The 26,022-nt window shown below is 70.0% G+C and carries 19 protein-coding genes; 8 read left to right on the forward strand and 11 right to left on the reverse strand.

Annotation, left to right across the window (positions count from 1 at the left end; all coding sequences use genetic code 11):
* Positions 1 to 89: 89 nt before the first annotated feature.
* Positions 90 to 1,364, reverse strand: a complete 1,275-nt coding sequence (locus AMYAL_RS0138795) for an activator-dependent family glycosyltransferase (protein WP_020636691.1) — start codon at positions 1,362 to 1,364, stop codon at positions 90 to 92.
* A 167-nt stretch (positions 1,365 to 1,531) separates the two neighbouring features.
* Here AMYAL_RS0138795 and AMYAL_RS0138800 point away from each other — a divergent pair, with 167 nt between their 5' ends.
* Complete coding sequence (locus AMYAL_RS0138800) at positions 1,532 to 2,998, forward strand: NDP-hexose 2,3-dehydratase family protein (RefSeq protein ID WP_020636692.1); 1,467 nt, start codon at positions 1,532 to 1,534, stop codon at positions 2,996 to 2,998.
* 34 nt (positions 2,999 to 3,032) lie between these two features.
* On the opposite strand, the gene AMYAL_RS0138805 is transcribed toward AMYAL_RS0138800, so the two are convergent.
* Both AMYAL_RS0138805 and AMYAL_RS0138810 read right to left on the reverse strand, forming a co-directional pair.
* Positions 3,033 to 4,142, reverse strand: coding sequence for a DegT/DnrJ/EryC1/StrS family aminotransferase (locus AMYAL_RS0138805; RefSeq protein WP_020636693.1), 1,110 nt, complete (start codon positions 4,140 to 4,142; stop codon positions 3,033 to 3,035).
* Positions 4,143 to 4,155: 13 nt separating this feature from the next.
* Positions 4,156 to 5,463, reverse strand: coding sequence for a cytochrome P450 family protein (locus AMYAL_RS0138810; RefSeq protein WP_020636694.1), 1,308 nt, complete (start codon positions 5,461 to 5,463; stop codon positions 4,156 to 4,158).
* Positions 5,464 to 5,578: 115 nt separating this feature from the next.
* Between AMYAL_RS0138810 and AMYAL_RS0138815 the strand changes: the two genes are divergently transcribed.
* Entirely contained in the window at positions 5,579 to 6,805 is a 1,227-nt protein-coding gene (locus AMYAL_RS0138815) for a methyltransferase domain-containing protein (protein ID WP_425332227.1), read from the forward strand.
* Here the strand turns inward: AMYAL_RS0138815 and AMYAL_RS47285 are convergent.
* Both AMYAL_RS47285 and AMYAL_RS0138825 read right to left on the reverse strand, forming a co-directional pair.
* Complete coding sequence (locus AMYAL_RS47285) at positions 6,698 to 7,768, reverse strand: NAD-dependent epimerase/dehydratase family protein (RefSeq protein WP_245193301.1); 1,071 nt, start codon at positions 7,766 to 7,768, stop codon at positions 6,698 to 6,700. The two genes, AMYAL_RS0138815 and AMYAL_RS47285, sit on opposite strands and share 108 nt — an antisense overlap.
* Positions 7,765 to 8,367, reverse strand: a complete 603-nt coding sequence (locus AMYAL_RS0138825) for a dTDP-4-dehydrorhamnose 3,5-epimerase family protein (RefSeq protein WP_020636697.1) — start codon at positions 8,365 to 8,367, stop codon at positions 7,765 to 7,767. Before AMYAL_RS0138825 ends, AMYAL_RS47285 begins: the two co-directional genes overlap by 4 nt.
* Before the next feature lie 178 nt (positions 8,368 to 8,545).
* Here AMYAL_RS0138825 and AMYAL_RS0138830 point away from each other — a divergent pair, with 178 nt between their 5' ends.
* The gene (locus tag AMYAL_RS0138830) at positions 8,546 to 9,709 is read left to right on the forward strand and encodes an acyl-CoA dehydrogenase family protein (protein ID WP_020636698.1); all 1,164 of its coding nucleotides are present in this window, start codon (positions 8,546 to 8,548) and stop codon (positions 9,707 to 9,709) included.
* 36 nt (positions 9,710 to 9,745) lie between these two features.
* Entirely contained in the window at positions 9,746 to 10,744 is a 999-nt protein-coding gene (locus AMYAL_RS47290; protein WP_020636699.1) for an NAD-dependent epimerase/dehydratase family protein, read from the forward strand.
* Positions 10,745 to 10,794: 50 nt separating this feature from the next.
* On the opposite strand, the gene fabF is transcribed toward AMYAL_RS47290, so the two are convergent.
* Genes fabF through aroA form a run of 6 tightly spaced genes read right to left on the reverse strand, consistent with a single transcriptional unit; the run spans position 10,795 to position 20,316 of the window.
* Positions 10,795 to 12,027, reverse strand: coding sequence for a beta-ketoacyl-ACP synthase II (gene fabF / locus AMYAL_RS0138840; RefSeq protein WP_039794807.1), 1,233 nt, complete (start codon positions 12,025 to 12,027; stop codon positions 10,795 to 10,797).
* A gap of 5 nt (positions 12,028 to 12,032) precedes the next feature.
* Positions 12,033 to 13,301 carry a 3-deoxy-7-phosphoheptulonate synthase gene (locus AMYAL_RS0138845; protein ID WP_020636701.1) on the reverse strand — a complete coding sequence of 423 codons (1,269 nt, stop codon included), beginning with the start codon at positions 13,299 to 13,301 and terminating at the stop codon, positions 12,033 to 12,035.
* Positions 13,298 to 15,376: an oxidoreductase gene (locus AMYAL_RS0138850; protein ID WP_020636702.1), complete on the reverse strand. Its 2,079-nt coding sequence runs from the start codon at positions 15,374 to 15,376 to the stop codon at positions 13,298 to 13,300. Before AMYAL_RS0138850 ends, AMYAL_RS0138845 begins: the two co-directional genes overlap by 4 nt.
* A complete protein-coding gene (locus tag AMYAL_RS0138855; RefSeq protein WP_020636703.1) occupies positions 15,373 to 16,200 on the reverse strand; it encodes an SDR family oxidoreductase in 828 nt (275 codons plus the stop codon). Before AMYAL_RS0138855 ends, AMYAL_RS0138850 begins: the two co-directional genes overlap by 4 nt.
* Entirely contained in the window at positions 16,197 to 17,360 is a 1,164-nt protein-coding gene (locus AMYAL_RS0138860; RefSeq protein WP_020636704.1) for an acyl-CoA dehydrogenase family protein, read from the reverse strand. Before AMYAL_RS0138860 ends, AMYAL_RS0138855 begins: the two co-directional genes overlap by 4 nt.
* Positions 17,332 to 20,316: a 3-phosphoshikimate 1-carboxyvinyltransferase gene (gene aroA / locus AMYAL_RS0138865; protein WP_020636705.1), complete on the reverse strand. Its 2,985-nt coding sequence runs from the start codon at positions 20,314 to 20,316 to the stop codon at positions 17,332 to 17,334. Before aroA ends, AMYAL_RS0138860 begins: the two co-directional genes overlap by 29 nt.
* Positions 20,317 to 20,644: 328 nt before the next feature.
* On the opposite strand from aroA, the gene AMYAL_RS0138870 reads away from it, so the two are divergent.
* The 4 genes from AMYAL_RS0138870 (at position 20,645) to AMYAL_RS0138885 (ending at position 25,961) form a co-directional block, all read left to right on the forward strand.
* Positions 20,645 to 21,772: a Glu/Leu/Phe/Val dehydrogenase dimerization domain-containing protein gene (locus tag AMYAL_RS0138870; protein WP_020636706.1), complete on the forward strand. Its 1,128-nt coding sequence runs from the start codon at positions 20,645 to 20,647 to the stop codon at positions 21,770 to 21,772.
* A complete protein-coding gene (locus tag AMYAL_RS0138875; protein ID WP_020636707.1) occupies positions 21,769 to 22,953 on the forward strand; it encodes a DUF3419 family protein in 1,185 nt (394 codons plus the stop codon). Before AMYAL_RS0138870 ends, AMYAL_RS0138875 begins: the two co-directional genes overlap by 4 nt.
* Before the next feature lie 17 nt (positions 22,954 to 22,970).
* Complete coding sequence (locus tag AMYAL_RS0138880; RefSeq protein ID WP_020636708.1) at positions 22,971 to 24,218, forward strand: cytochrome P450; 1,248 nt, start codon at positions 22,971 to 22,973, stop codon at positions 24,216 to 24,218.
* Between the two features lie 117 nt (positions 24,219 to 24,335).
* Entirely contained in the window at positions 24,336 to 25,961 is a 1,626-nt protein-coding gene (locus AMYAL_RS0138885) for an FAD-binding dehydrogenase (RefSeq protein ID WP_020636709.1), read from the forward strand.
* Positions 25,962 to 26,022 lie beyond the last annotated feature (61 nt).

Genomic DNA, 26,022 nt, shown 5'->3' on the forward strand with positions numbered 1-26,022 from the left:
GAGCGGGCGTTGTTTCGAAGACTAGCATCGCCGCATCGGCGAACTCTTGCATGGCACTGACAAATCACTTACAACCGGCCGATAAGGGATCAGGAAATGCGGTGCAGGGCGGTTCGCTTCTCCAGTTCGGGGACGAGATCGCGCGGGCTCGGCGTGGCCAGCATCTCCCGCCGGATCTCCTCGGCCTGGTCCCGGAACGACGGCTCCCGCAGCAGCCTGGACAGTCGGCTCTTGAGCTCTTGCGTGGACAGCGAATCGACCGCCAGAGCCAGGCCGGCTCCGCGTTCCTCCAGCTTGCGCGCCATGTCCACCTCGTCCCACACCAGGCTGGGGATGACGAGCTGCGGCACGCCGTGCACCACGGCGTTGTTCAGTGTTCCCGCGCCGCCGTGGTGGATGATCGCCGAGCAGGTGGGCAGGAGTTCGTCGAGCGGGACGAAATCGACGACCCGGACGTTGTCCGGCACATCGGGCAGCGGCCCGAGCTGGTCTTCGTTGAGCGTGGCGATGACCTCGATGTCCAGATCGGACACCGAGCGCAGCAGGTCGGCGGCCGAGACCCCGTCTCCGCCGATCACTTCCCGTCCCGAGGTGCCGAGGGTCAGGCAGACACGGGGACGCTCCGGCGGGCGGCGCAGCCAGTCCGGCAGGCCGGACTTGCCGTTGTACGGCACGTACCGCACCGGCAGATAGTCGAGGTCGAGCGGGAGCCGCATCCAGGCGGGCACCGGGTCGACCGTCCACTGGCCGACGAGCAGTTCCTCGCTGAACTCGCAGTCGTAGCGGGAAAGCTTGCCGGACAGCCATTCGGCCACCGGATCCTCGCGGTGCTCCGGCGGCTGCCGGTCCAGGAGGTCGAGGAAGACGCCCCGCATGCGCGAGATGTAGTCCAGCCCGAACGACATCCGGGCGTGCGCGGCGCCGCTGGCACGGGCCGCCACCGGGCCGGTGAACGACAGCCCGTCCCAGATCACCAGGTCCGGCTTCCACGCACGGGCGAACCGCACGAGATCGTCCGACACGGAGAGATTCCCGAGGTATTCGTACTGCAGGCAGGAAATGGTGAACTCCCCGAGCACGTGTTCCCAGGTCAGCCGTTCCGGCCGGGCCTCGGTCATCCCCTGACTCAGGCTCTGGAACTGCCCGCTGCTGAACTTCGCGCCGCCGGAGCCCTGCAGAGCGGGGCCCAGATTGAGCTCGTCGCCGACGGGTACCGCGGTCAGGCCTGCGCCGGTGATCTCGGCAGCCAGATCGGGCTGACTGGCGACGCGGACCTCGTGCCCCGCCGCCCGCAACGCCGACGCCAGCGGGACCAGATTGTACAGATGCGCCCTTACCGCGAGCACCGTGAACAGGACCCGCACAGATTTCTCCCATTCTTGTGATTAAGGTGACGACAATCGAGAGAAGAGGACGTGAAGAGTCTAACGAGAGCCGTGTTCGGCTGTACAGGCTCCGGCTGTTCGCGAAATTCCCGATTCCGGCCCGGCTTTGTTAGCGTGAGCGGGACTTCCCTGATTAGGAGTTCCCGATGGTGGATATTTCCGCGCTCGCCAAGAAGTCCTCTGCCGGATCCGGCGGATCTCGTCCATGGCAACTCGCCGAATCCGTGCTCAGCGGCACACGGGACGTCCATCGGCTCGCGGATTTCCATCGGTGGTTCGCCGACCTGGGGCAGCGGTTCTACACCGAGGTGGACCGGATCCCGCTACCCGGACTGTCCGGCTGGCGTCTGGATCCCGGCACCGGAAACCTGGGGCATGACAACGGCCGCTTCTTCACCGTCGAGGGACTGGAGGTCCGGGTGCCCGGCGGCCCGGTCGAGCGGTGGAGCCAGCCGATCATCAACCAGCCGGAGATCGGCATTCTCGGCATCCTGGTGAAACGGTTCGGCGGCGTCCTGCACTTCCTGATGCAGGCGAAGGTCGAACCGGGCAACCACAACGGATTGCAGCTCTCGCCGACCGTGCAGGCAACGCGCAGCAACTACACCCGTGCACACCACGGGAAACCGGTGCCCTATCTGGACTATTTCCTCAGGTCCGCCCGGCACGGCGTGCTCACCGACGTGCGGCAGTCCGAGCAGGGTTCCTGGTTCTACCGGAAGCGCAACCGCAACGTGGTCCTCGAAGTCACCGAAGAAGTCGAGGTCCTCGACGGCTTCTGCTGGCTGACCCTGGGGCAGCTGCACAGCCTGCTCACCGCCGGGGACCTGGTGAACATGGACTCCCGGACGGTGCTGTCCTGCCTGCCGTTCTCCGGCGCGGGCCTGCTCGAGGCGTTCGCCCCGGCCGGTGACGACTTCCGCGCTTCGGTCATCCGGTCCTGCAGCGAGGACGAGGGCAGCCGTCATTCCACAGTGGACATCCTGAGCTGGATCACCGAGGTCCGCACCCATTCCGAAGTGCACACCCGGCTCGTGCCGCTCGCCGGGCTGGCGGGGTGGCGCCGGACCGACGACGCGATCACGCACGAGAACGGCCGGTTCTTCGAGGTGATCGGGGTGCGGGTGCGGGCGGGAGGGCGCGAGGTCGGCGAGTGGACGCAGCCGATGATCCGGGCGTACCGGACGGGTGTGGTGGCGTTCCTGGTCAAACGCGTCGACGGAGTGCTCCACGCGCTGGTGCACGCGCGGCTCGAACCCGGCTACCTCGACGTCGCCGAACTGGCCCCGACCGTGCAGTGCGTCCCGGAGAACTACGACCATCTGCCGACGGCCGCCCGGCCGCGTTTCCTGGACGAGGTACTGACCGCGCCGGAGGACCGGATCCGTTTCGACGCCACGCTTTCCGAGGAGGGCGGGCGGTTCTACCACGCGCGCAACCGTTACCTCGTGGTCGAAACGGACGAGGACCGGGAACTCGACCATCCCGATTTCCGCTGGCTGCCCCTGCACCAGCTGGTCCATCTGCTCCGGCACAGTCACTATGTCAACATCCAGGCGAGGAGCCTGGTGGCCTGCCTGCACAGCCTCACCGCCCCGCCCCCGGCGAGCTGAGCGAGGCGGGAGACCCGCCACCACAAAGGAAAGATCAGCAGGTGGCCAGCACTTCGCGCAGGGCGCCGATCACCTTGTCCTGCACGCTCGGCGCGAGCGCCGGGTACATCGGCAGCGAGAAGATCTCCCCGGCCAGCGCCTCGGTGACCGGCAGGGCGCCGTTCCGGTAGCCGAGGTGGGCGAATCCGGTCATGGTGTGCACCGGCCACGGGTAGCTTATGTTGAGCGCGATCCCGTGGGCCTTGAGGGCCTCGATGATCGCGTCACGCCGGGGATGGCGGACCACGTACAGGTAGTACACGTGATCGTTGCCCTCCGCGGTGGCGGGCAGGACGAGTTCGGTGTCACCGAGTCCCTCGGCGTACCTGCGCGCGACCGCGCGCCGGTCGGCGACGTACCGGTCCAGCCGGGTCAGCTTGCGGCGCAGGATCTCGGCCTGTACCTCATCGAGCCTGCTGTTGTGTCCCGGCGTCTCCACCACGTAGTAGCGCTCGGCCATGCCGTAGTACCGGAGCCGTCGAAGGTTGCGCTCGACCTCGTCGAGACCGGTGACGGTGGCGCCCCCGTCGCCGTACGCGCCGAGCACCTTGGTCGGATAGAAGGAGAACGCGGCCGCGTCGCCCATGGAGCCCACCAGCGCGCCGTGATGCCGCGCGCCGTGCGCCTGTGCGCAGTCCTCGAGGATCGCCAGCCCGTGCGCGGCGGCGAGTTCCCGCAGCGGGGCCATTTCCACGCTCTGGCCGTACAGGTGGACCGGCAGCAGGCACCGGGTCCGGCCGGTGATGGCGGCCGCCACCTGGCCGGTGTCCATCAGGTAGTCGCCGGGCCGCACGTCGACGAAGACCGGTTTGGCGCCCACCGCGTCGATGGCCACCACGGTCGGCGCCGCGGTGTTCGCGACCGTGATCACCTCGTCACCGGGGCCGACGCCCAGCGCCTGCAGCCCCAGCTTGATCGCGTTGGTGCCGTTGTCGACGCCCACGCAGTGCGGCACACCGTGATAGGCGGCGAACTCCGTCTCGAACCCCCGGACACTTTCGCCGAGCACCAGGCGTCCCGATCTGAACACGGTCTCGACCGCGTCGAGGATGTCGTCCCGTTCCCGCTCGTATTCCGGCAAGTAGTCCCACACGAAGGTGGTCATGGCACCTCTCATCTCAGCTCTGGCCGACGGCCACGGGGCATCGCGCGACACCTCGCACGACGGGGGATCTCCTGCGACGGATCACCGGGCCGGTCCGGCGCAGCCGGGGGAACCGGGCGGCGAGGGTCCGCAGGGCCACCACGGCCTGCAGGCGGGCCTGCGGTGCGACGAAGGTGGTGTGCAGGCCGCCGGTCAGCGTGAGGTGACCGGCCACGTCCGGCCGCGTGATCAGGAAGTCGTCCGGATCGGCGAAGGCCTCCGGATCGCGGTTGGCCGCCTCGACGAGGACGACCACCTGCTCGGACTTCCGGATCACCTGACCGGCCAGTTCGAGGTCCTCGAGCGCGATCCGGCTTTCCAGCCGGACCGGCGAGTGGTAGCGCAGGGTCTCCTCCACCGCGCCGACGGCCAGTTCCGGGCTTTCGCACAGTGACGTCCACTGCTCCGGGTGATCGAGCAGGGCCAGCACCGCGTCGCAGACCAGGTTCGCGCTCACTTCGACGCCCACCACCGCGGTCAGCACGGCCGCCGCCAGCACATCCTCGTACGGTGGCCCCTCGGCACCGCGCAGCAGTTCACTCAGCGCGTCGTCGCCCGCGCTCCCCGACCGGCGCTCGATCAGCCCGGAGAACAGCTCCTGGATCCCCTCGATCGACGTCACGAGCGCACGGGTGGTGGCCAGCGTCGGCGGGCACAGCAGGGCGTCGAGGGCGGTGGCCGCGTCCGGGCACAGCAGGCCGAGCCGTGCGTGCTCTTCGGCGGTCAGCCCGAAGAGCGCCGCGGTCGCGGCGACCGCGGCCGGACGGGCGAAACCGGTCATCAGATCGAACTCGCCGCCCAGGCGGCCGGCGATCGCGGCGGTCTCCCCCGCCACGGCGTCGCGATGACGATCCACCGCGGCCACGCCGAGGGCCGGTCGGGCGAACTCGTGCAGCCGGTCGTGATCGGCATGGCTCAGTCCGAGAAACGCCCCGTCGAGGGTCAGGACGTGTTGCGGGGGCACCCGCGAGCCCAGCGCGTAGAGCGTCCGATCGTCCGGCCCGGTGTCCGGATGCGACAGTCCGAGGCGCCGGTCGCCGAGAATCGCGCGGGCCACCGAGTGACTCACGGTCGCCCAGGCGCCGAGCTGACTTTGCCGCAACGACGGCCCGGCCCGCAGTTCCCCGTACAGCCGGTGAAGATCGGGATCCTGGTCCCGGAGAATCAGCGCGTAGGGATCCCCGTGCACGCCATGTGCCCACTGAATCCCGCGAACGGTCAGCAGATGCTGGGACAGCTCGCTGTCCGGATACGAGCTCGGATCGATCTGATGCACCGGCATGGCCCCATCGAAGCCGGGGCGGGCATTCGCGTCCAGTCCGCTGGTCGAGTGTGGAATTTCCCCAGTCGACCACCGGAATCGGGAAACTTGGGCCGCACCGAGTGCGGAAGGTACGTTGACCGCCATGCCGAATTGCCGTGTCTGCGGGGAAAACCTGCGCGAATTCCTCGACTTCGGAAGCCAGCCCCTGTCGGACGCCTTCCGGAGGCCCGCCGATCCGGGCGACGAGTTCTTCTTCCGGCTGGCCGTCGGCAGCTGCACCTCGTGCTCGATGGTGCAGCTGATGGAGGAAGTGCCACGAGACCGCATGTTCCACCACGACTACCCGTACCATTCCTCCGGCTCCTCCGTGATGCGCAAGCATTTCGAGCGCACCGCACGGGATTTCCTGGAGACCGAGCTGGCCGCGCCGGACTCGTTCGCGGTCGAACTGGGCTGCAACGACGGGATCATGCTCCGCACGATCGGCGACGCCGGACGCCGTCACCTCGGCGTCGAGCCTTCCGGAGGCGTGGCCGAGATCGCCAGGGCGAACGGGGTCCGGGTCCGGACCGACTTCTTCGAACACTCGGTGGCCGTGGACATCCACCGCGAGGACGGCCCGGCGAACGTCATCTACGCGGCGAACACGATGTGCCACATCCCGTACGCCGAATCGATCTTCGAAGGGGTTGCCGCGCTGCTCGCGGAGGACGGCGTGTTCGTGTTCGAGGATCCCTATCTCGGCGACATCGTCAAGCAGACCTCGTTCGACCAGATCTACGACGAGCACTTCTATTTCTTCAGCGTGCGCTCCGTCCAGGCTTTGGCGCGGCGCTTCGGCTTCGAACTGGTCGACGTCGAACGCCTTCCGGTGCACGGCGGCGAGGTGCGGTACACCATCGCACGGGCCGGGCGGCGGGAACCGGCCCCGTCGGTCGCCGAACTGGCGGACGAGGAACTGACGCTCGGCCTGCACGAACCGGCGACCTTGGACGCCTTCGCCGTCCGGGTCCGCGAAATCCGCGACGAACTGGTGGCCCTGCTGGAAGGGCTCCGCGCGCAGGGCCGGACGGTCGTCGGTTACGGGGCGACGGCCAAGAGCGCGACCGTGCTGAACTACTGCGGGATCGGACCGGGGCTCGTTTCGTCCATTGTGGACACCACCCCGGCCAAACAGGGCCGGGTGACGCCCGGATCGCATATCCCGGTCCGGCCTGCCGACACCTTCGGCGAGCCGTACCCGGACGTCGCCCTACTCTTCGCCTGGAATCACGCGGACGAGATCATGGCCAAGGAACAGGCTTTCCGCGCCGCCGGCGGGAAATGGATCCTTTACGTGCCGAAGCCCCGGCTGGTGTGAACCAGTGCCACCCGGCGCCGGCTCGGCGGCCAGGGCCGCGACCGTATGCGCCAGCCCGTCCCGCAAGGAGATCCGTGGCGACCAGCCGGTCACCGAGGTGAACGGCGAGGTGTCGACCACCACGCTCCGGAGATCGGCCGCGGTGGCCCACCCCGGCGGCGGCACCGACAGCACCGGCACCGCCGGACGGCCGGTCCGCTCGGCCACCAGACCGGCGATGCCCCGGAAGATCCCGTCGACGCGACGGCCCCGGCCGGAGCCGACCGCCCAGTGCCGTCCGGCCAGCGCGTCGGCATGGTCCAGCGCGGCGGCGAAGGCCCGCGCCGCGTCGTCGACGTGCAGCGGATCCCGTTCGACCGACCCGTCGTGCCACATGGTGAGGGGCGTGCCGGCGAGTGCGCGCCGCACCATCGCCGACAGCACTCCCCCGCCCCCGCCCGAGGCCGCGGTATGCCCGAAGACCATGGGCAGCCGCAGGGTGATGCCGCGCGCCACCCCTTGGGCGGTGGCCTCGGCCAAGATCCGCTCCGCGGCCAGTTTCTGCCGATCGTAGACATTGTCCGGGGCCACCCCGCCGGACTCCGGCTGGGAGGTCGAACCGGCGAACAGCACGATCGGTGCCTGCCGGGACCGCGGCGCCGACCCCAGTACCCGGACGAGATCGCGGACCAGGCCGACGTTGACCCGCTCGCCGTCCGCTTCCCCGGCCGCCCGCCAGGTCTTGCCGCCGGTGTAGAGGACGAGGTGCACGATGACCTCGGCGTCCGCGACCGCCGCGGCCAGCCCGGCCGGGTCGGTGAGGTCGGCGGCGCACACCTCGATCCGGGCCCGCCCGCCCACGCGGACCGGATCCGGCCGCCGGGTCACCACCCGCAGCCGGATCGGCCGGTCCGCCAGCCGCGCGGTGACCGCCGAGCCGATGTACCCGGAGGCACCGAGCACCACCACCAGAGGCCTTGTCACCGGCTGAACCCGTTCTCCGCCCGGACACATTCACGATATTCGGGAAGCAGTCCCTTTTCCCTGGCCTCGGCGAGCGTGGGGGCGGCCAGATCACGGGCGGATCGAATGGGGTCCACCCAGTCCGGAATGTCCAGCCCGAGTTCCGGATCGAACACGGAAATCGCCAGCTCGTTTTCCGCGACATAGCTCGCGGACATCAGATAGGACATCGTCGTGTCCTCCTCCAAGGCGACGAAAGCGTGCCCGACGCCCACCGGGAAATAGACACTCCGGAGACTCTCCGCGTCCAGGACGACCGCTTCCCAGCGGCCGAACGTCGGCGAGCCGACCCTGATGTCCACCACGTAGTCCAGCGCCCTGCCCCGCGGGCAGTGGACGTACCTGGCACAGCCGGGCGGGGTCGTGGTGAAGTGCACGCCACGGACGACACCCCGCTTCGACCGGCTGCAACTGGCTTGCGCCAACGGAAAGGGCGGAAACCCGACCGCGGCGACGAAGGACGGCTCCTGTAGCGGGGAGACGAAGACGCCGCGGTCGTCGGCGAAGACCTGCGGGGTGAACTCGACGGCACCCTCGACGGCCAGCTTGCGGGACTGCATGACGTTGAACCTCTCCCAAAACCGATTCACCGATGAACGTGAATTGTCGAAATTTCTTCCGATCAATACCGAGCCAATGCGGTAAAGCTAGCATGGCGGCACATTCCGCGACAGCGTGCCGATTCAAGATTCCGGGTAGGCTGCGTCCCATCGGCAGAGAGAAGAGGAGGCCGTCGAAATGACCTTGGCCGAGGCAGGCAAGACATCGATGAAACCGGAGACGAAATTGCTCTCCCGTGAACGCGCCACGCTCCGCCGCTTTCTGCCCGCCCTGGCCGACAAGCTGGCAGGCGTCCCGCTCCTCGATCTGGAACGCCCCGGCAACGAGTCGATCCGCCTGTTCCGTGAAGCCGACGGCACCGCGCTGCTCGCGCCCGTCGAACTCGGCGGGCTGGGCGCACGGGCGCTGGACGCGGTACAGGTGCAACGGGCGCTGGGCACCGCCTCGCCCTCGCTCGCCGCCGGGACCACCATGCACCATCTGTCCCTGGCCACCCTCCTCGAACACTGCCAGGAGGCGTCCGAGGCGGAACGCGAGCTGATCGCCGGTGTGGTGCGGGAACGCCTGCTGCTCGCCTCCGGGTTCGCCGAGGGACGGACCGGCGGAAGCGTGTTCGCGCCCACCATGCGCGCGGTACGGCGCGGCGGCGACTACGTGATCAACGGCAGCAAGAAGCCGTGCAGCCTGTCCCGTTCGATGGACCTCCTGCTCGCCACCGTGTCCGTCGAGGACGGCGGGGCCGCCAGGCGCGGGATAGCCCTGATTCCCGCCGGGACACCGGGGATCGCCCGGCGGCCGTTCTGGGAAAGCTGGATCCTGGCCGGGGCGGAAAGTGACGAGGTGGTCCTCGACGACGTCGTGGTGCCCGGCGATCTGGTACTGCTGAACGAGGTCGAAGACCCGACCGGACAGCATGAGCTGACCGGATTCCTCTGGTTCGGGCTGATGATCTCCTCGACCTATCTCGGCGCGGCCTCGGCGTTGCTGGAACGGCTCCTGCTCAGTGGCAAAGCCGATCCCGCGACCTATTCCGGCGCGGCAGGCGAGCTGGAGGCGGCGATGTCGGCGATCGAGGGCATCGCCAGGGCGATGGACGACGGCGAGCGCGGCCAGGACATCTCCGCCCGGCTGCTGTTCACCCGCACCGCGCTGCACGGCGCGCTGACCAGGGCGGCGGCGACCATGATCGAAGCGCTCGGCGGCATGGCCTTCATCGGCACCTCGGAGATCTCCTATCTCGCCGCCGCCGTGCACGCTTTCGGCTTCCACCCGCCGTCGCGGCGCTCGGTGGCCGGGCCGCTCGCCGCCTACCACGCCGGCTCCGACCTCGAGCTCGCCTGAGCGGAGCATCAGGACAACGGAAAGAAAGGCTGCTCGATGAGTGAACGCCCCGACGTGCTCGTGCTCGGCGCTCAGGGAGTGCTCGGCACCTTCGTCGCGAAGGCCTTGTCCGACAAGTACGAAGTCGTGCGCGCCGGACGGCGGCCGTCGGACGGCCCTGGCTTCCGGTTGGTCGACCTGCGGGACCAGGCCGCGGTGTCGGCCGCCTGCGCCTCCGCGAAACTGGTGATCAACTGTGTCCGCGACGAACGGCTGGCGGCCGAGCGGACGGTGCTCGCCGAGGGCGGGCGGCTGGTGAACGTCTCCAATCTTAGCGCCGCCGACCGGGCCAGGCTGAAAGAGTCCGATGTGGACGCTCGCGGGCTGGTCGCCCTGCACGGCGGCCTCACCCCCGGAATCAACTCGGTGGTCGCGGCCGATTTGCTCGCCCGGCATCCCGACGCCGACGAGGTGCGCCTGGTGATGACGTTCTCGCTGAACGAGTCCGGTGGCCCGCAGGCGGTCGGCGAGTTCGCCTACCCGATGCTGACCAGCCGCGGCCGCCATCCGACGGACACCTTCGCGCTGGCCGCGCCCTACGGCGTCCGGCGGTGCATGGCGGTCGGCGACGCGGCGTCGGGGGCGTTCGGCGAGGCCGCGGCCGGGCGGACGGCGAGCGTGTCGTACTGCTTCCTGGAGAACTGGTTCCACCGGTTCCTGCTCGGCCTGAACTCCGCCGGAATGCTGAAACTGCTGCCCAAGTTCCTGTTCACCGCCGGGCTGAAGGTGCCGGAGGAACTCACCACCGAGGCCAAATGCGACCGCGTGGAGGTCCGGCGGGACGGCCGCCTGCTGGCCGCCCGGCTGGTCCGGGGCATCGGCGACTACCGGCTCACCGTCGCGGGCACCGTCGCGTTCGCCGAGGCCCTCCTGGAATCGAGCACGCCCGCCACGGGAGCGTTCGGCGTGGAAGAGCTGTTCTCGTTCGGCGACCTGCGGCCGAGGTTCGAATCCGGCGGGGTCACCTTCGAGGACGTGGCGCCGACGGCAGGCTGACGGCCACGTTCACCGGATGGGCCCGCCGATCGGGCGGGCCCATCCGCGGCTCAGACCGCGCGGATCGCCACCACGCAGTTGTGCCCGCCGAAACCGAAGGCGTTCGCCAGCGCGGCCCGCACCGGGACCGGGCGCGGCCGGTGCGCCACATGGTCCAGTTCGCATTCCGGGTCGGGGTTCTCGAGATTGATCGTCGGCGGGACGATCCCGTCCCGGACGGCCAGCGCGCACACCATCACCGAGAGCGCGCCCGCGGCGCCGATCAGGTGCCCCACCATGGATTTCGGTGAGCTGACCGCCACCTCGCCGGCCTCGGCGCCGAAGACCGCACGGATCGCCTGGGTCTCCACCCGGTCGTTGGCCCGCGTCGACGTGCCGTGCGCGCAGATGTAGTCGATGTCGGCCGGGGCCAGGTCGCTGCGCACCAGGCTCTGCCGGATGGACTCCGCCGCGTACGCCGCGCTGGGCTCGGGCGCGCTGACGTGGAAGGCGTCCGTGGTCAGCGCGCCACCGGCGATTTCGGCATACGGCATGGCCCCGCGGGCCCGTGCGTGCTCGAGCGTCTCCACGACCAGCACCACCGCCCCCTCGCCGTAGACGAATCCGTCCCGATCGGCGTCGAACGGACGGCTGGCCGCGGCGGGGTCGTCGTTGCGGCGCGACAGTGCGCCCATGGTGGACAGTCCGGCGAACATCACCTCGGCGATGGCGGAATCCGTGCCACCGGCGATGACGACGTCGGCCTCGCCGGACAGGATCAGCCGCCGGGCCTCCAGCACGGCGTAGTTCCCGCTGGCACAGGCCAGCACGCTGGCGGTGACCGGGCCGTGGACCCCGAGGTCGATCGCCACCTCGCAGGCGGCCATGTTCGGGATCATGCCGGGCACGAAGGTCGGGCTCACCGCCCGCATCCCGCGTTCGGCCAGCGCCAGTACGTTGCGCTCGATCGAAGTGACCCCGGCCACCGCGTTGTTCAGCACCACGCCGACGCGGTGCGCGTTCTCTTCACCGATCTCCAGCCCCGCGTCGCCGACAGCCTCCCTTGCCGCCGCGACGGCGAATTGGGAGAACCGATCGGTCCGCCGCCGGATCTTGTGCCGCAGCAGGGTGCTCGGATCGAACCCGGACACCTCGCCCGCGATCCGCACCGGCAGGGCCGAAGCGTCGAACGAGGTGATCGGGCCGATCCCGGACTTTCCGTCCACAAGGGACTCCCAGGTGGACTTCACGTCGTTGCCCACCGGGGTCAGGGCCCCGATACCGGTGATGACGACCTGCCTCACGACGCTCACTCCTCGGTTATCAGATCGAGTGCCGCCGCCGGGGCCCGGTGCCCGAGGCGGTCGGCAAGCCGTTCGGCCAGCATGATGGACTGCGCCCCGTTCAGCCGCGGGTCGCAGAGCGATTCGAAGCCAAGGCGCGGCGGTCTTTCCGGACCTCCGGAGCACTCCGCGACGTCCCGGCCGGTGACCTCCAGATGCACGCCGCCCGGCCGGGCTCCCTCGCCGTCCATGACGTCGAGGAAGCCGTCCAGCTCCGAGACGATTTCGGACCACCACCGGGTTTTCCGGCCGCCTGCCGACGCAGGCCGGGTGTTGCCGTGCATCGGATCGCAGACCCAGACGACCCGGTGGGCGGAACGGCGTACCGCGCGCACCAGCGCGGGCAGCGTTTCCCGGACCTGCCGGTCGCCCATCCGGCAGATGAGCGTCAGCCTGCCCGGCTCGCGCGCCGGATCGAGCCGATCGCAGAGGGCGATCAGCTCCGCTTCCTCGATGGCCGGGCCGATCTTGCAGGCCAGCGGATTGGCGATCTCGGCCAGCATCGCGACATGGTCCCCGCCGAGCTGCCGGGTGCGTTCCCCGAGCCACGGAAGCTCGGTGGTCTGCAGGAAACGCTCCCCGTACTCCGGGTCACGGCGGATCAGCGGCCGCTCGTAGTCGAACACCAGCGCCTCATGGCTGGTCCAGAGACCCCGGTGCGCCCAGCTCCCGTCGGGCCGCCGGAACGACTCGCCGAAGGGCGCGGAACGCGCGTCTCCGGCGAGCCGCGCGAGCTCGGCCCGGACCAGGGCGGCGGTCGAATAGCCGCGCAGGAGGCGGCGCGGATCGGGGACTCTGGCCGCCGGATCGGGTTCCGGCGAGTTGACCAGCAGACCGCGGAACGCGGGCAGCTCGACCCCGTCGACCAGCTCGGTCGGCCGGGATCTCGGCTTGGCGAACTGCCCGGCGATCCTGCCCACCGTCACCACCGGTATCCCGAGCCGTCCGCTGAGGATCGTCGCCATCGCCCCGAGCAGCCGGTACTTCTCGCCGGCCGCCGCAACCGCCTCCGGCCCGAACGGTTCGGCGCAATCGCCCGCCTGCACCAGGAAAGCGTGCCCCGATTCGACCCGGCGCAGCGCCGCGGAAAGCCGCCTGATCCGCTCGGGGGAGGTCAACGGCGGTGACTCGACCAGCCACGAATAGGCACGGGCCACCTCCGCCGGATCCGGCCAATCCGGTTGCTGAGCGGCGACCGAACCCGATTCCACCGAAGCCTCCGATCGCCGCGTCATGGCAGCACCCTGATCGTTCGTTTCCGGGCGGCCCCGGCGAGGCCCGCCAGTTCACCGGCCGCCTGGAGCCCTTCTTCGGTGGCGCGCACGGCATCCAGCCCGCCGGCGGCACGGGCGCCGCCGACGACGCGATACGGCACGCCGAGCCCGGCCAGCACCGGGACGAGCGTGTCCTCGGGCTCCTGGCCGGTCGCGAACACCACGAGATCGGCCGGGACCAGCCGCTGCTCACCATTCGCGTCCCGGACGCGGACACCACCGGCCTCGGTGCGCTCGCAGACCACGCCGGGCATCAGTTCGACGCCCGACCGCCGGACCGCGTCGAGCAGTGCCCACCGGGTGGACGGGCTGATCCGCGGCGCGAACCGGGGGCCGCGGCCCAGCAGGGTCACCCGAGGATTCCGGGACTCCGGCCTGTCGTCCGGGACGAGCCCGTGGTCGGCGAGGAATTCCCGGTGTCCGTCGCCGGTTTCCCCGCGGTGGCTGAGGAAATGCGCCAGATCCAGCGCCACCCCGCCGCCGCCGACGATGGCGGTCCGGGTACCGGATGGCCATCGGCGGAACGCGGCCGGATAGTCGACGATCAGCGGATGCCCGGAGTCCGGGACACGGGCCCGGCGCGGCCGGGTGCCGGTGGCGAGCACGACGCCGTCGAATCCGGCGAGGTGCCCGGCCTCGCGTCCGGAGATCGGGCGGTTCAGCCGCACCCGGACGCCGAGACGGGCGAGTTCCGCCGCGTAGTAAGCGATCGTGCCGCCGTAGTCGGCCTTTCCCGGCACGGTCCGGGCCAGCCGGAACTGCCCGCCCAGCTCGCGCGCGGCCTCGAACAGCTCGACCTCGTGCCCGAGTTCGGCGAGCGCCCGTGCCGATTCGCAGCCGGCGGGCCCGCCGCCGATCACCGCGAACCGGTGCCTGCCCACCGTGCCGGCGCCCGCCCGGTGAGCGGTGGCTTCGAGGTCGAGTTCCCTGGCGGCGCGCGGGTTCACCAGGCAGGAGACCCGCCTGCCCCGCAACGACCGGTCGATACACGCCTGGTCGCAGGCGATGCAGACGTTGACCAGGTCCAGACGCCCGGACCGCGCCTTCCGCGGGAACCCCGGATCGGCGAGGAACGGCCGTGCCATCGAGACGAAGTCGACACTCCCGGCCCGCAGCACCGGCTCGGCCAGCTCGATCCGGTTGATCCGATTGCCCGCGATCACCGGCACCGCACCGGCCGCCGCCTTGATCGGCCCGGCGTACCGGATCCAGACGCCAGCCGGGACGAGCGCCTGCACGGTCGGCACCGGGGACTCGTGCCAGCCGATCCCGACATTGAGCGCGTCCACACCCGCGTCGACGAGCCGCCGCGCGTATTCGGCCACCTCGGCCGCGGTACTGGAGCCTGCCATCAGATCGTCGCCCGAGAGCCGGAAGATGATCGGGAAACCGGGGCCTGCCCCCGCCCGGACGGCCCGGACCACGGCCAGGCCGAACCGCATGCGCCGATCGGCGTCCCCGCCCCACTCGTCGTCGCGGCGATTGGTCAGCGGGGAGCAGAACTGGTTCAGGAGATAACCCTCCGAACCCATGATCTCGACGGCGTCGAAACCGGCCGCTCGCGCGTTTCCGGCCGCCTCGGCGAAATCCTCGATCGTCGCCAGGATCTCCGGTCCGGTCAGCGCCCTCGGCGTGACCCCGGAGAACCTGGAGGGCACGGCCGACGGCGCGACCGGCTCCGCTCCCGCCGAGCCCGCCGGGGCGTACCGGCCGGCGTGGAACAGCTGCAGGGCGATCCTGCCGCGGGCTTCCCGCACCGCCGACGCGACCCTGGTCAGCGCCGAACGACCGGCCCGTTCGTTGACGAACCCGTAATCCGGCCCGCCCGCCCCGGCCCGGTTCACCGCCCAGCCACCGGTGATCACCAGACCCGCGCCACCGGCCGCCCGCTCCGCGTAGAACGCCGCGAGCGCCCGGCCGTCGTCGGCGTCCGCCTCGCGCCCGAGGTGCATCGAGCCCATCACGATCCGGTTCCGCAGCGAGAGTGTCCCGATCCTCCCCGGCCGGAACACCGAATCGAACGACACGCCGGTCACGCCGGCGTTCGGTCCGGATCGCCACCGGGCAACGCCAGCGGCGGGGCCGCGTCGGCGTAGAACGGCGGTGCGATCACGCTGAGGCCGCCGTCGACCACCAGGGACTGCCCGGTGATGTACGCCGACTCCGGCGAGAGCAGGAACGCCACCGTGTCGGCGATCTCCTGCGCGGTGCCTGCCCGCCCCTTCGGGATCTTCGCCAGCACGTCCGCCAGTGGCGGCATGCCCGGCACGCGGTAGAAGAAGTTCGCCGAGTCGGTGTCGATGATCCCGCCGTTCACCGCGTTGACGTTCACCCCGAGCGGGGCGAATTCGACGGCCATGTACCGGACCCACGCCTCCAGCGCGGCCTTGGCCGAGCCGAGGGCGGCGTAGGTCGGATAGGCGCGGATGCTGCCGTAGCTGCTGAGCGCGACGATCCGGCCGCCGTCGCCCATCAGCCGGACCGCCCGCTGGGCGCCGAGCACGAACGCGCGGACGTTCATCGCGTAGGACCGGTCCAGATGGTGCGGTCCGAGGTCCTCGATCTTCTTGAACACGCTCGCGGCGGCGTTCGACACGAAGAAGTCGAGCCTGCCGTACTCGTCGCCGATCCGGTCGAACAGCCTGGTGATGTCCTCCGGCCGTTCGACGTCGGCCTGGACCGTGATCCCCTTGCCGCCGAGGCGCTCCACCTCGGCCAGGGTCTCGGCGGCCAGGTCCGCGTTCTTCTTGTAGTTGACGACCACCCGGCCCCCCGCGCCCGCCAGCTTCAGGGCGAGCGACCGGCCGATACCGCGGGAGCTCCCGGTGATCAGCGCGACCCGGTCGGTGAATCCGTTCATTTCCGTCGCCCCAGTTCCGCTCGCGCGATCACGGTCTTCTGGATCTCGTTGGTGCCTTCTTCGAACCGCTGTGCGCGGGCGTCGCGGTACACCCGCTCGATGGGGCTGGACGCCCAGTACCCGATGCCGCCGTGGATCTGCAGTGACCGGTCGGTGACCCTGGTCAGCGCGTCGACCGCGTGCAGCTTCGCCATCGACGACAGGGCTTCCGCGTCCGGGCCGCCCGACTGCCAGTGGCGGGCGGCGTGCAGCACGAGCTGACGCGTGGCCTCGAGATCGGTGGCGTTCTCCGCGATCATGAACCGCACGGCCTGCCGTTCGGCGAGTTTCCTGCCGAAGGTCTCCCGTCCGAGCGCGTGGTCGACGGCGAGCTCGTGCGCCCGTCGGGCCAGCCCGACACAGCTCATGGCCACCGAAATCCGGCTCGGGGTGAGGAATCCCCCGAAGGCGACCTCCAGGCCGCGCCCCTCTTCACCCAGCCGGTTCGCGACCGGGACGGGGGCGTTGTCGAACACCAGGTGCGCGTGGTCGGTGCCGCGCACGCCCATCGTCGGCGGCATCTCGGTGACCGTCACCCCTGGGGTGTGGCGGTCCACCATCAGGGCGATCGTGCCCTCCTTGCCCTCGGAACCGGCCATCCTGGCGAACAGGAGCCAGTAGTCGCAGGCCACGCCGAAGGTGATCAGATGCTTCTCGCCGGTGAGGAGGTAGTCGTCACCGACCCTGGTCACCGTGGAACGCAGATCGGCGCCGGTCCCGGCGGTCGGCTCGGTGAGCGCGAAGGCGACCCGGAGATCACCGGTCACGGCGGGAACGACGAACCGCCGTCGCTGCTCGGCGGTGGCGAACCGGTCGATGGCCCGCCAGACGCCGTTGGCCACGTGCACGATCATCCGGATCGAGCCGTGGGACATCGAGAACAGCTCCATGAGCTCCAGGTACCGGTCGAACGGAATCGCCTGCCCGCCGTACTCCTTCGGGGCGCAGAGACCGAAATACCCTCGTTCGTACAGATCGGCCCGCAGTTCTTCGGGAACCCGGCCGTCCCGTTCGATCTGGTCCGCGTAGCGTTCCCCCTGCCCGGCCACGAATTCGGCGATCCCCGCCTTCACCGCGGAGAACGAGGCCTCGTCAACGGCCGAGGACGTCTTCGGTTTCACCGGATGTCTCCTTGTCGTCGTGCGGCCGCAGGCCGCGGGCCCGATCCCGCAACACGGTCTTCTGCACCTTGCCGATGGCGTTGCGCGGCAAGGAATCGATGATCTCCAGGCGCTCGGGCCAATAGGTCTTCGCGAGCCGGTGGCTGTCCAGGAACTTCCGCATCGCGGCGAAGCTCAGCTCGGAGTCGGGCCGCAGCACCACGAAGGCGCAGGCGCGCTCCCCGAGCCGGTCGTCGGGCATGGCCACCACCGCGCCTTCCGCCACCGACGGATGGTCGTGCAGCATCTGCTCGACCTCGGCGACCGGGACCTTCTCGCCGCCGCGGTTGATCACGTCCTTGACCCGGCCGGTGATGCGGAGGTAGCCGTCCTCGATGACGGCCAGGTCGCCGGTCTTGAACCAGCCGTCGGCGGTGAACGCGGCCGCCGTCCACTCCGGATGGTCCAGATAGCCCTCGAACATCGTCTCGCCGCGGACCTCGAAGTTCCCTTCGACGCCCGGCCCGAGGTTCCGGCCGTCGTCACCGGTCACCCGGATCTCCACCTTGTCGACCGCCCGGCCGTCCGTTCCCCATTGCCCGGCGGGAGGATCGTCCGGCGCGAACGAGGTGCCGAGGCAGGTTTCCGTGGTCCCCCACGCGCCCCCGACGGCGGTCCCCCAGTTCGCCCGTGCCCGTTCGGCGAGGGCCCGTGGCACCGACGCGCCGGTGACGACGAACGTCCGCGGCCCGGACCTCGGGCCCCGGCCCCGCCCGGACTCCTCGACCAGATCCGCGAGGAACGGAGTCGCGGCCTGGACGAAGGTCACCTTCCAGCGGTGGATCGCGTCCAGCGCGAGCGCCGGCTCCCATTCGGCCTGGAGCACCTGCGGGACGCCGAGCGCGATGGCCAGCCACATGCCGTAGAGAAAGCCGGTCTGGTGCGCGAGCGGGGAAGGCACGAACACCACGTCCCCGTCCCCGAGGGCGGCCCGGCGGATCTGGGCCTCGGCCGCCAGGTCGAGGGACCGGTGCCGGTGCAGCACTCCCTTGGGCTCGCCGGTGGTGCCCGAGGTGAACAGCAGCTGAGCGGTCCGGTCCGGCAAGCACCGGGAGGCCGTCTTGTCCGGTTCGGTCTCCTCGATCACTTTCGCGAAATCGTGCCAGCGCAGGACGCCGTCGTCGGCGAACCGCGGCCGGCCCCCTGGCGGGGACACGACGATGACGTCTTCGAGCGGCAGCCCCGCGCCGGGGGCCAGGTCCTCGGTCATCACGGAGCGGACCTCGGTGCGGTAGTCCCGGCCGCGGAAAGTGCCGGGGATGAACAGCACCTTCGCCCCGGCCCTGCCCAGGGTCTGCCGCAGCTCACGTTCCCGGAAAAGGGGCATGAGCGGCGCGCAGATCGCCCCCGTCCGGAGCACGGCGAGGGTGATGACGACGAACTCGCTCCAGTTCGGAAGCTGATAGGCGACCTTGTCCCCCGTGCGGACACCCAGCTTGCGCAGGAAGGCGGCCACCCTGGCGGCCTGGTCGTCGAGCTCCGCCCAGCTGAGCTCGCGTTCGCCGTCCGGTCGCACCTCCACCAGCGCCCGATCGCGCGGGCGACGGCGGGCCAGCTCGGCCACCCTGGCCACGATCGTCGTCTCATCGGGTTCCGGCGCGGCGGGCACGGGGCCGTCCGCGGGCCCGGCCGACAGCGGCACACCGATGCCTGCCAGGTCCCGGACGAAATCCGGATAGGAGAGCCGGTAGGCGTTGGCGTTCTTGATCGAGGTACGGCCGCGGGCGCGGGAGGCGGCGACCGCGAGCGCCATCAGCACGCGATGGTCGTTGAACGAGGACAGTTCGGCCCCGGTCAGCCCGGCCACCCCGGTGACCAGCAGCCGGTCCTCCTCGACCTGCAGCCGTCCGCCCATCCGGTTGAGCTGCAGCATCGCCTGGACCCGGTCGGATTCCTTCAGCCGTACGTGTTCCAGATTCCGCAGCGTCGACGTCCCGTCGGCGAACGTGGCGAGGGTGGCCAGGATCGGCAGCATGTCCGGCATGTCCCGGCAGTCCACCGAGAACGGTGCCAGCGGCGAACCGTCGTGGCGCACCCGGAGCCCGCCGCCCGCCGGATCCGGTTCCATCGTCAGGCCCATCCCGTCGAGGACGCCAAGGAACTCCGATTCCGGGTGATCCACCAGATCCGGGTCGGCCGAGGACAGGCCCCGGAAGCGCACGTCCGATTCCTGGATCGCGGCGGCGGCCAGCCCGAAGGCCGCGGAACCCAGATCGGGAGGCAGCGTGATGTCGGCGGGCCGGGGTGTCTGGCCCGGTTCGATCTCGAACCGCCGCCGGTCCGCCGAAGCCGCCACGTGCAGCCCGAACTTCGCCATCAGGTCCAGGGTGAGGTCGAGGTACGGCCGTTCGTTCAGTTCTCCGTCGACCTCGATCACGGTCGGCCCGGTCGCGAACGGCGCGAGCAGCAGCAGGCCGGACACCCACTGCGAGAGCAACCCCGGAATGCGGACCGTCCCGCCCCGCGGCCTGCCGGGGAACACGGTGATCGGCGGCCGGTCGTCGGCGGATTCGAGACGGACGCCGAGCGAGCGCAGCGCGGCGAGCAACGGGCCGATCGGCCTGCGCTGGAAATACCGCTGCCCCACCAGGGTCACCGGCCGGTCGGCGAGGGCGGCCAGCCCGGTCATGAAGTACAGCGTCGTACCGGAACTGCCCACGGACAGCCGATCCCGGCGTGGCCGGTACCCGCGGCCGGTCACCGTGACCCCGTCCGCGCCGGACACGATGCCGGTGCCCAGCCCGCGGAGCAGCCGCCGGGTGAACTCGACATGCCGGGCATCGCTGTGTCCCCGGATATGACTGGTGCCCTCGGCGAGCGACGCGAGGATGAGCGCCCGATGTGCGTGATACTTCGAACTCGGGATGTGCACCTCACCCGACAGCGGGGCTCCCGTGGACGTGACGAACAACGGCATGACGCAATACCCCCATTGACGAAGTCTTGTTCCGCGCCCGATTCGAGCGCCGTCTTTCGTCGCCTCGCCGAAAGCGTGGAACACACCGGCGAAAAGTGGTCCGGTCGTCAGTGCGCAGGGACGAATTCCGGAACGACACTCAGCTTGCCGAGACCGTCCGATAACTGTCAAGACACACTTGATCAGCAGAAAGGAAACCGGTCCGATGAAAGCCATTTGTGAGAACGATGTCAGCGTCGTGTAAGCGGCGTTTCGCGCTCCGCTGCTAGCCTTTCCCGAAGTTGTTGACCGAAAACTTGTGAACGTCGCGACCGAATCAGGGTGACGCATGTTCAGATATACGTGGTCTTCCGGCGAAGTCGACGTCCACCTTGTCGCGGACTCCGTGATCGGAGGACTGTGCGCCGGGGGAATCCGCATCGCACCGGACGTCGGGGAAGCCGACGTGGCGAAACTCGCTCGCCTGATGACACTGAAACTCGCCTCCGGCGGGATTCCGCTGGGCGGCGCCAAATCGGCCGTGGTGCTGAAACCCGGCGCCGATCGGAAGGCGGCACTCGACCAGGCCGCGCTGGCGCTCGAACCATTCCTGCGCAGCAAGTACCTGCTCGGTGAGGACAGCGGGAGCACCGCGTCCGATGTGGTCGCGATCTACCGGGGCCTCGGGATCGATCTCATTTCCTTCGTGGTGGCCAAGGCGGCCGAACGCGGAAAGGTGCTCGACGTACCCGACGGGATCACCGTCGAGCATCTGCTCAACGAAGAGTTCGCCGGCACCCTGTCCGGCAGCGGCGCCGTCCACGCACTCGAGGCGGCCGCCGCGGTCACCGGTGCCACCCTGCACGGGAAACGGGCAGCCGTCCAGGGATTCGGCAGTGTCGGCCACGCGGCCGCCGTCGCGCTCGCCAACGCGGGACTCTCCGTGGTCACCGTGTCGGACGTGCACGGCGTGGTGCACAATCCGGATGGCTTCAGCCCGGAGTTCCTCGCCTCGGCCCGTGTCGGCTCGGGCGAGATCGACCGGGACCGGCTGCCGGCGGGCACCCGCCTGCTCCCCGGCCACGATTGGCTGAGCCTGCCGGCGTCGGTCCTGGTCCCCGCCGCGACGGCCGGGAGCATCACCACCGGCAACCTGGCTTCGGTGCATCCCGACGTGCGGTTCGTCGTCGAGGGCGCCAACGATCCGCTGACCGTCGAAGCGGAACAGGCGCTCGAGGACCGGGGAGTCACCGTGCTGCCGGACTTCATCGCCAACGCGGGCTCGGCCGTCACCTTCGGCCTGCTGGTCACCGGTGAGTCCACTTTGGACAAAGTGGCGGACGAGTTCCGGAACCGGATCGACCGCGCGATCCAGGCCTGCGTCCCGGCGGGCGGCGGCGCACCGCGCTACGTCCGCGACCGCGCGCTGGCCCGCGCCCGCGCCTATCTCGCCACCGTGTCCGGGCAGGCCCGATGAGCGCCGCCGACCGGATCCTCCGGCCGCTCTCGCTCGGTGACTACCGGGCCGCACCCGCCGATCGGCAGTTCCTGACCCAGGGCGCCATCCTGTACAGCACCTGCGACGAGGACTCCTGGTCCGAGCTGAAGGGGCTCTGCCTGGAGCCCGACGACGTCGTGCTGTCCGTGACCGGGAGCGGCTGCCGGACGCTGAACCTCCTGCTCGGCGGCCCGAAGAAGATCGTCTCGATCGACGCCAACCCGCTGCAGAACCACCTGCTCGAACTCAAGATGGCCGGTATCCGCGCGTTGCCCTGCCACGGGTTCGCCGAGTTCATCGGGCTCGCCCCGAGCAAACGGCGGCTGGACCGCTACCAGGACCTGCGGGGCTCGCTGTCCGATCGGGCACGTGACTTCTGGGACCGGAACCCGCACGTGATCCGTCGCGGGGTGCTCTACAGCGGGGCGCACGAACGGTTCTACGCCCGCTACATCGGCCCGCTGATCCGCACGCTGCGCCCTGGGAAGACCCGCCGCCTGTTCGCGCACACCTCGCTCGAAGACCAGCTCCGGTTCTTCGACGAGGAATGGGACACGCCCCGCTGGCGTGCCGCGTTGGCACTGCTGGCGCGGCCGAGGCTCACCCGGCTGCTGTTGCACGATCCCAGCTACTACGCGTTCATCGAACGCGGCGTCTCCTTGGCGGACTATCTCAACACCTGCCTGCGGGACGTGCTGAGTCACCACCTGGCGGCGGAAAACCATCTGCTCGCGTTGCTGATCCTGGGGCGGTACCTGGACAACCGCGCTGTCCCGCCGTATCTGTCGCCGGACCACTACGACACCGTGCGCGCCAATCTGGACGCGGTGGAGATCGTGACCGGCTCGCTGGACACCGTCCTCGCGGCGACGCCCGCCGAGACGTACTCCAAGTACTCGCTCTCCGACATCGCCGGCTGGACCTCCCCCGAGGAGTTCGCGAACATCCTCGGCGAGGTCACGCGCACCGCGAAGCCGGGCGGCCGGTTCTGCTACCGGAATTTCCTCAGCGACCGGCGGGTCCCGCCCGAGCTGGCCGATTCGGTGGTGGTCAGGGACGAGCTCGGCGACCGGCTCGGCCGCACCGACCTCGCGATCGCGTTCACCCTGGTGGTCGGGGACATCGAGAACCGCTCCTTCGGAAGCGGCGCTGAGCACTGAGCCAAGGGAGGCACCGAATGCCGGAGCGGGGCACGATCGACTTCTCGCTGTCCGAAATGGAATTCTGGAAACGTCCGCTCCCGGAACGGGCGGCCGCGTTCGCCCGGCTCCGGGAGCAGGCGCGTCCGCTGTTCTTCGAAGAGGTCGACTACGGCACCATTCCGCCGGGTCCTGGCTACTACGCGCTGGTCCGGCACGCCGACGTGGTCGAAGCCAGCCGGGACGCGAAGGTGTTCGCCTCGACGCCCAGCGCGATCTCCAAACAGGATCTGCCGACCGAGTACAACGAGTACTTCGGCTCGATGATCAACATGGACGATCCGAAGCACGCGACCATCCGGCGGATCGTCTCCCGCGCGTTCGCGCCGCGCATGCTCCAGCGGTTCCAGGACCAGATCCGGGAGACCAGCACCCGGATCGTGGACGACCTCCTGGACACCGGCCCCGGAGACTTCGTCACCCAGGTCGCGGCGCGGCTGCCGCTGAAGTTCATCTGCGACATGATGGGCATCCCCGAACGTGACCATCCGATGGTGCTGGAGCTGACGAACACCATCGTCGGCGGATTCGATCCCGAACTCCTCTCCGAGAACGCGGCCGAGCGGGTGGGCCGGGTACTCGGCGCCGGTCAGGCCATGCACGACCTGGCCAGGGAGCTCGCGGAGTTCCGCCGGAAGACGCCGGCCGACGATCTCACCTCGGCACTGGTCAACGCCAATGTGGACGGCGAGGCACTCACCGATCAGGAGCTGGGCGCGTTCTTCACCCTGCTGGCCGTCGCGGGGAACGAGACCACGCGCAACGCGATCTCGTACGCCCTGATCCTGCTCACCGACAACCCCGCGCAGCGCGCGCTGCTCACCGGCGACCTCGGAAAGCACCTGCCGGGGGCGACCGAGGAGATCGTCCGGCTGTCCTCCCCCGTGATGTGGATGCGCCGCACGCTGACCTGCGACCACGAGCTGAACGGGCATCCGTTCCGCACCGGGGACAAGGTGCTGCTGTTCTACTGGTCGGCCAACCGGGACGCCGAGGTCTTCGACCGCCCCGAGGAGTTCGACATCACCCGCCGTCCCAATCCCCACGTCGGCTACGGCGGCGCGGGCGTGCATTTCTGCCTGGGCGCCCAGCTGGCCAGGACGGAGATCACCGTGCTGCTGCGGGAACTGCTCGGCCGGTTGCCCGACATCCGTGCCGACGGCGAGCCCGACCTGCTGCGGTCCAGCTTCATCAACGGCGTCAAGCACCTTCCGTGCAAGTTCTGAGCCGGGGAACCCCGCGCTGAACGAAGCCTCCCATCGGCAGCCCGCGCTCGCCGCGGGGCCGGCGACCAGATAGCGTCCACCCTCATCTGCGTTGATCGGCTCGGATGGGAGAACCGTATGGACACGGACGTGATCGTGGTGGGCGCGGGCCTGGCCGGGCTGGTCGCGGCGGCCACCCTCGCCGACGCCGGACGGCACGTGACCATCGTCGACCAGGAGCCCGAAGCCTCCCTCGGCGGTCAGTCCTTCTGGTCCCTTGGCGGTCTCTTCCTCGTCGACACCCCCGAACAACGCCGCGTCGGGGTGCGGGACTCCTTCGAACTGGCCTGGGAGGACTGGGTGACCGCGGCCGGTTTCGATCGCGCCGAGGACAACTGGCCGCGGCAGTGGGCCCGCGCGTACGTCGAATTCGCGGCGGGCGGGATGCGCTCCTGGCTGCACGACGAGGGAATCCGGTTCTTCCCGGCGATCGGCTGGGCGGAACGGGCGCGCAACTCGGTGCCCCGGTTCCACATCACCTGGGGCACCGGGCCGGGCGTGCTCGCGCCGTTCGAGCGGCGGGTGCGGGAAGCCGCCGCCCGCGGCCGGATCGAGCTCCGGTTCCGGCATCGCGTCGACGAGCTTACCCAGACCGGCGGCGTCGTCGACGGTGTCCGCGGCGCCGTCCTGGAGCCGAGCACCGCGGCCCGTGGCGAGCGGAGCTCCCGGACCGAGACCGGCCAGTTCGAGCTGCGGGCGCAGGCGGTGGTGGTCGCGTCCGGCGGCATCGGGGGCAACCACGAGCTGATCCGCAAGAACTGGCCCGCCCGGCTCGGCGAGCCGCCGCAGAAGATGCTGTCCGGCGTGCCCGCGCACGTCGACGGCAGGATGCTGGGCATCAGCGAGGCGGCAGGCGCCAACCTGGTCAACCGCGACCGGATGTGGCACTACGTGGAGGGCATCACCAACCACGATCCGATCTGGCCGCAGCACGGTATCCGCATCCTGCCGGGCCCGTCGTCCCTGTGGCTGGACGCCACCGGCAAGCGCTTGCCGACGCCGTTGTACCCCGGCTTCGACACCCTGGACACGCTCGAACATCTGCGCCGGACCGGATACGACCACTCCTGGTTCGTGCTCACCCACAAGATCATCGAACGGGAGTTCGCCCTTTCCGGCTCGGAGCAGAACCCGGACTTCACCGGCAAGGACCTCAAGCTGACGCTGAAGCGGGCCCTGCCCGGCCCGACGCCGCCGGTACAGGCATTCCTGGACCGGGGCGAGGATTTCGTGCAGGCGGACGATCTCGACCAGCTGATCGGCAAGATGAACGGGCTCACCGACGAACCGCTGCTGGACGCCGCCGAGGTACGCCGCGAGATCATCGCACGCGATCTCCAGCTCGCCAACGGTTACAGCAAGGACCTGCAGATCACCGCGATCCACGGCGCGCGCCGCTATCTCGGTGACCGGATCGTGCGGGTGGCCACCCCGCATCGGCTGCTCGACCCGAAGGCCGGTCCGCTGGTCGCCGTCCGGTTGAACGTCATCAGCCGGAAGACCTTGGGCGGCTTGGAAACCGACCTGTCCGGCCGGGTTCTGCGAGCCGACGGCGAACCACTTCCCGGTCTCTACGCCGTGGGCGAGGCGGCCGGTTTCGGGGGCGGCGGGGTGCATGGCTACCGTTCGCTCGAAGGCACTTTCCTCGGCGGTTGCCTGTTCTCCGGCAGGCAGGCGGGTCAGGCCCTCGCCAAGGTGCTCTGACCTCCGGCTCACCGCCGCCGGTGGTCGCTCGCCCGTCGCGCGGCTCAAATGAGGCGGCTAA

Origin of the sequence: Amycolatopsis alba DSM 44262, assembly GCF_000384215.1 — a bacterium.
Taxonomy (GTDB): domain Bacteria; phylum Actinomycetota; class Actinomycetes; order Mycobacteriales; family Pseudonocardiaceae; genus Amycolatopsis; species Amycolatopsis alba.

What these genes read in the sequence shown, in the direction of transcription:
- AMYAL_RS47290 (WP_020636699.1), top strand. Translation starts at nt 9,746, where the DNA reads ATGAGTGAACGCCCCGACGTGCTCGTGCTCGGCGCTCAGGGAGTGCTC.
- AMYAL_RS0138880 (WP_020636708.1), top strand. Translation starts at nt 22,971, where the DNA reads ATGCCGGAGCGGGGCACGATCGACTTCTCGCTGTCCGAAATGGAATTC.
- AMYAL_RS0138845 (WP_020636701.1), bottom strand. Translation starts at nt 13,301, where the DNA reads ATGACGCGGCGATCGGAGGCTTCGGTGGAATCGGGTTCGGTCGCCGCT.
- AMYAL_RS0138805 (WP_020636693.1), bottom strand. Translation starts at nt 4,142, where the DNA reads ATGACCACCTTCGTGTGGGACTACTTGCCGGAATACGAGCGGGAACGG.
- AMYAL_RS0138870 (WP_020636706.1), top strand. Translation starts at nt 20,645, where the DNA reads ATGTTCAGATATACGTGGTCTTCCGGCGAAGTCGACGTCCACCTTGTC.
- AMYAL_RS0138885 (WP_020636709.1), top strand. Translation starts at nt 24,336, where the DNA reads ATGGACACGGACGTGATCGTGGTGGGCGCGGGCCTGGCCGGGCTGGTC.
- AMYAL_RS0138830 (WP_020636698.1), top strand. Translation starts at nt 8,546, where the DNA reads ATGACCTTGGCCGAGGCAGGCAAGACATCGATGAAACCGGAGACGAAA.
- AMYAL_RS0138800 (WP_020636692.1), top strand. Translation starts at nt 1,532, where the DNA reads ATGGTGGATATTTCCGCGCTCGCCAAGAAGTCCTCTGCCGGATCCGGC.
- AMYAL_RS0138810 (WP_020636694.1), bottom strand. Translation starts at nt 5,463, where the DNA reads ATGCCGGTGCATCAGATCGATCCGAGCTCGTATCCGGACAGCGAGCTG.
- AMYAL_RS0138875 (WP_020636707.1), top strand. Translation starts at nt 21,769, where the DNA reads ATGAGCGCCGCCGACCGGATCCTCCGGCCGCTCTCGCTCGGTGACTAC.
- aroA (WP_020636705.1), bottom strand. Translation starts at nt 20,316, where the DNA reads ATGCCGTTGTTCGTCACGTCCACGGGAGCCCCGCTGTCGGGTGAGGTG.
- AMYAL_RS0138855 (WP_020636703.1), bottom strand. Translation starts at nt 16,200, where the DNA reads ATGAACGGATTCACCGACCGGGTCGCGCTGATCACCGGGAGCTCCCGC.
- AMYAL_RS0138825 (WP_020636697.1), bottom strand. Translation starts at nt 8,367, where the DNA reads ATGCAGTCCCGCAAGCTGGCCGTCGAGGGTGCCGTCGAGTTCACCCCG.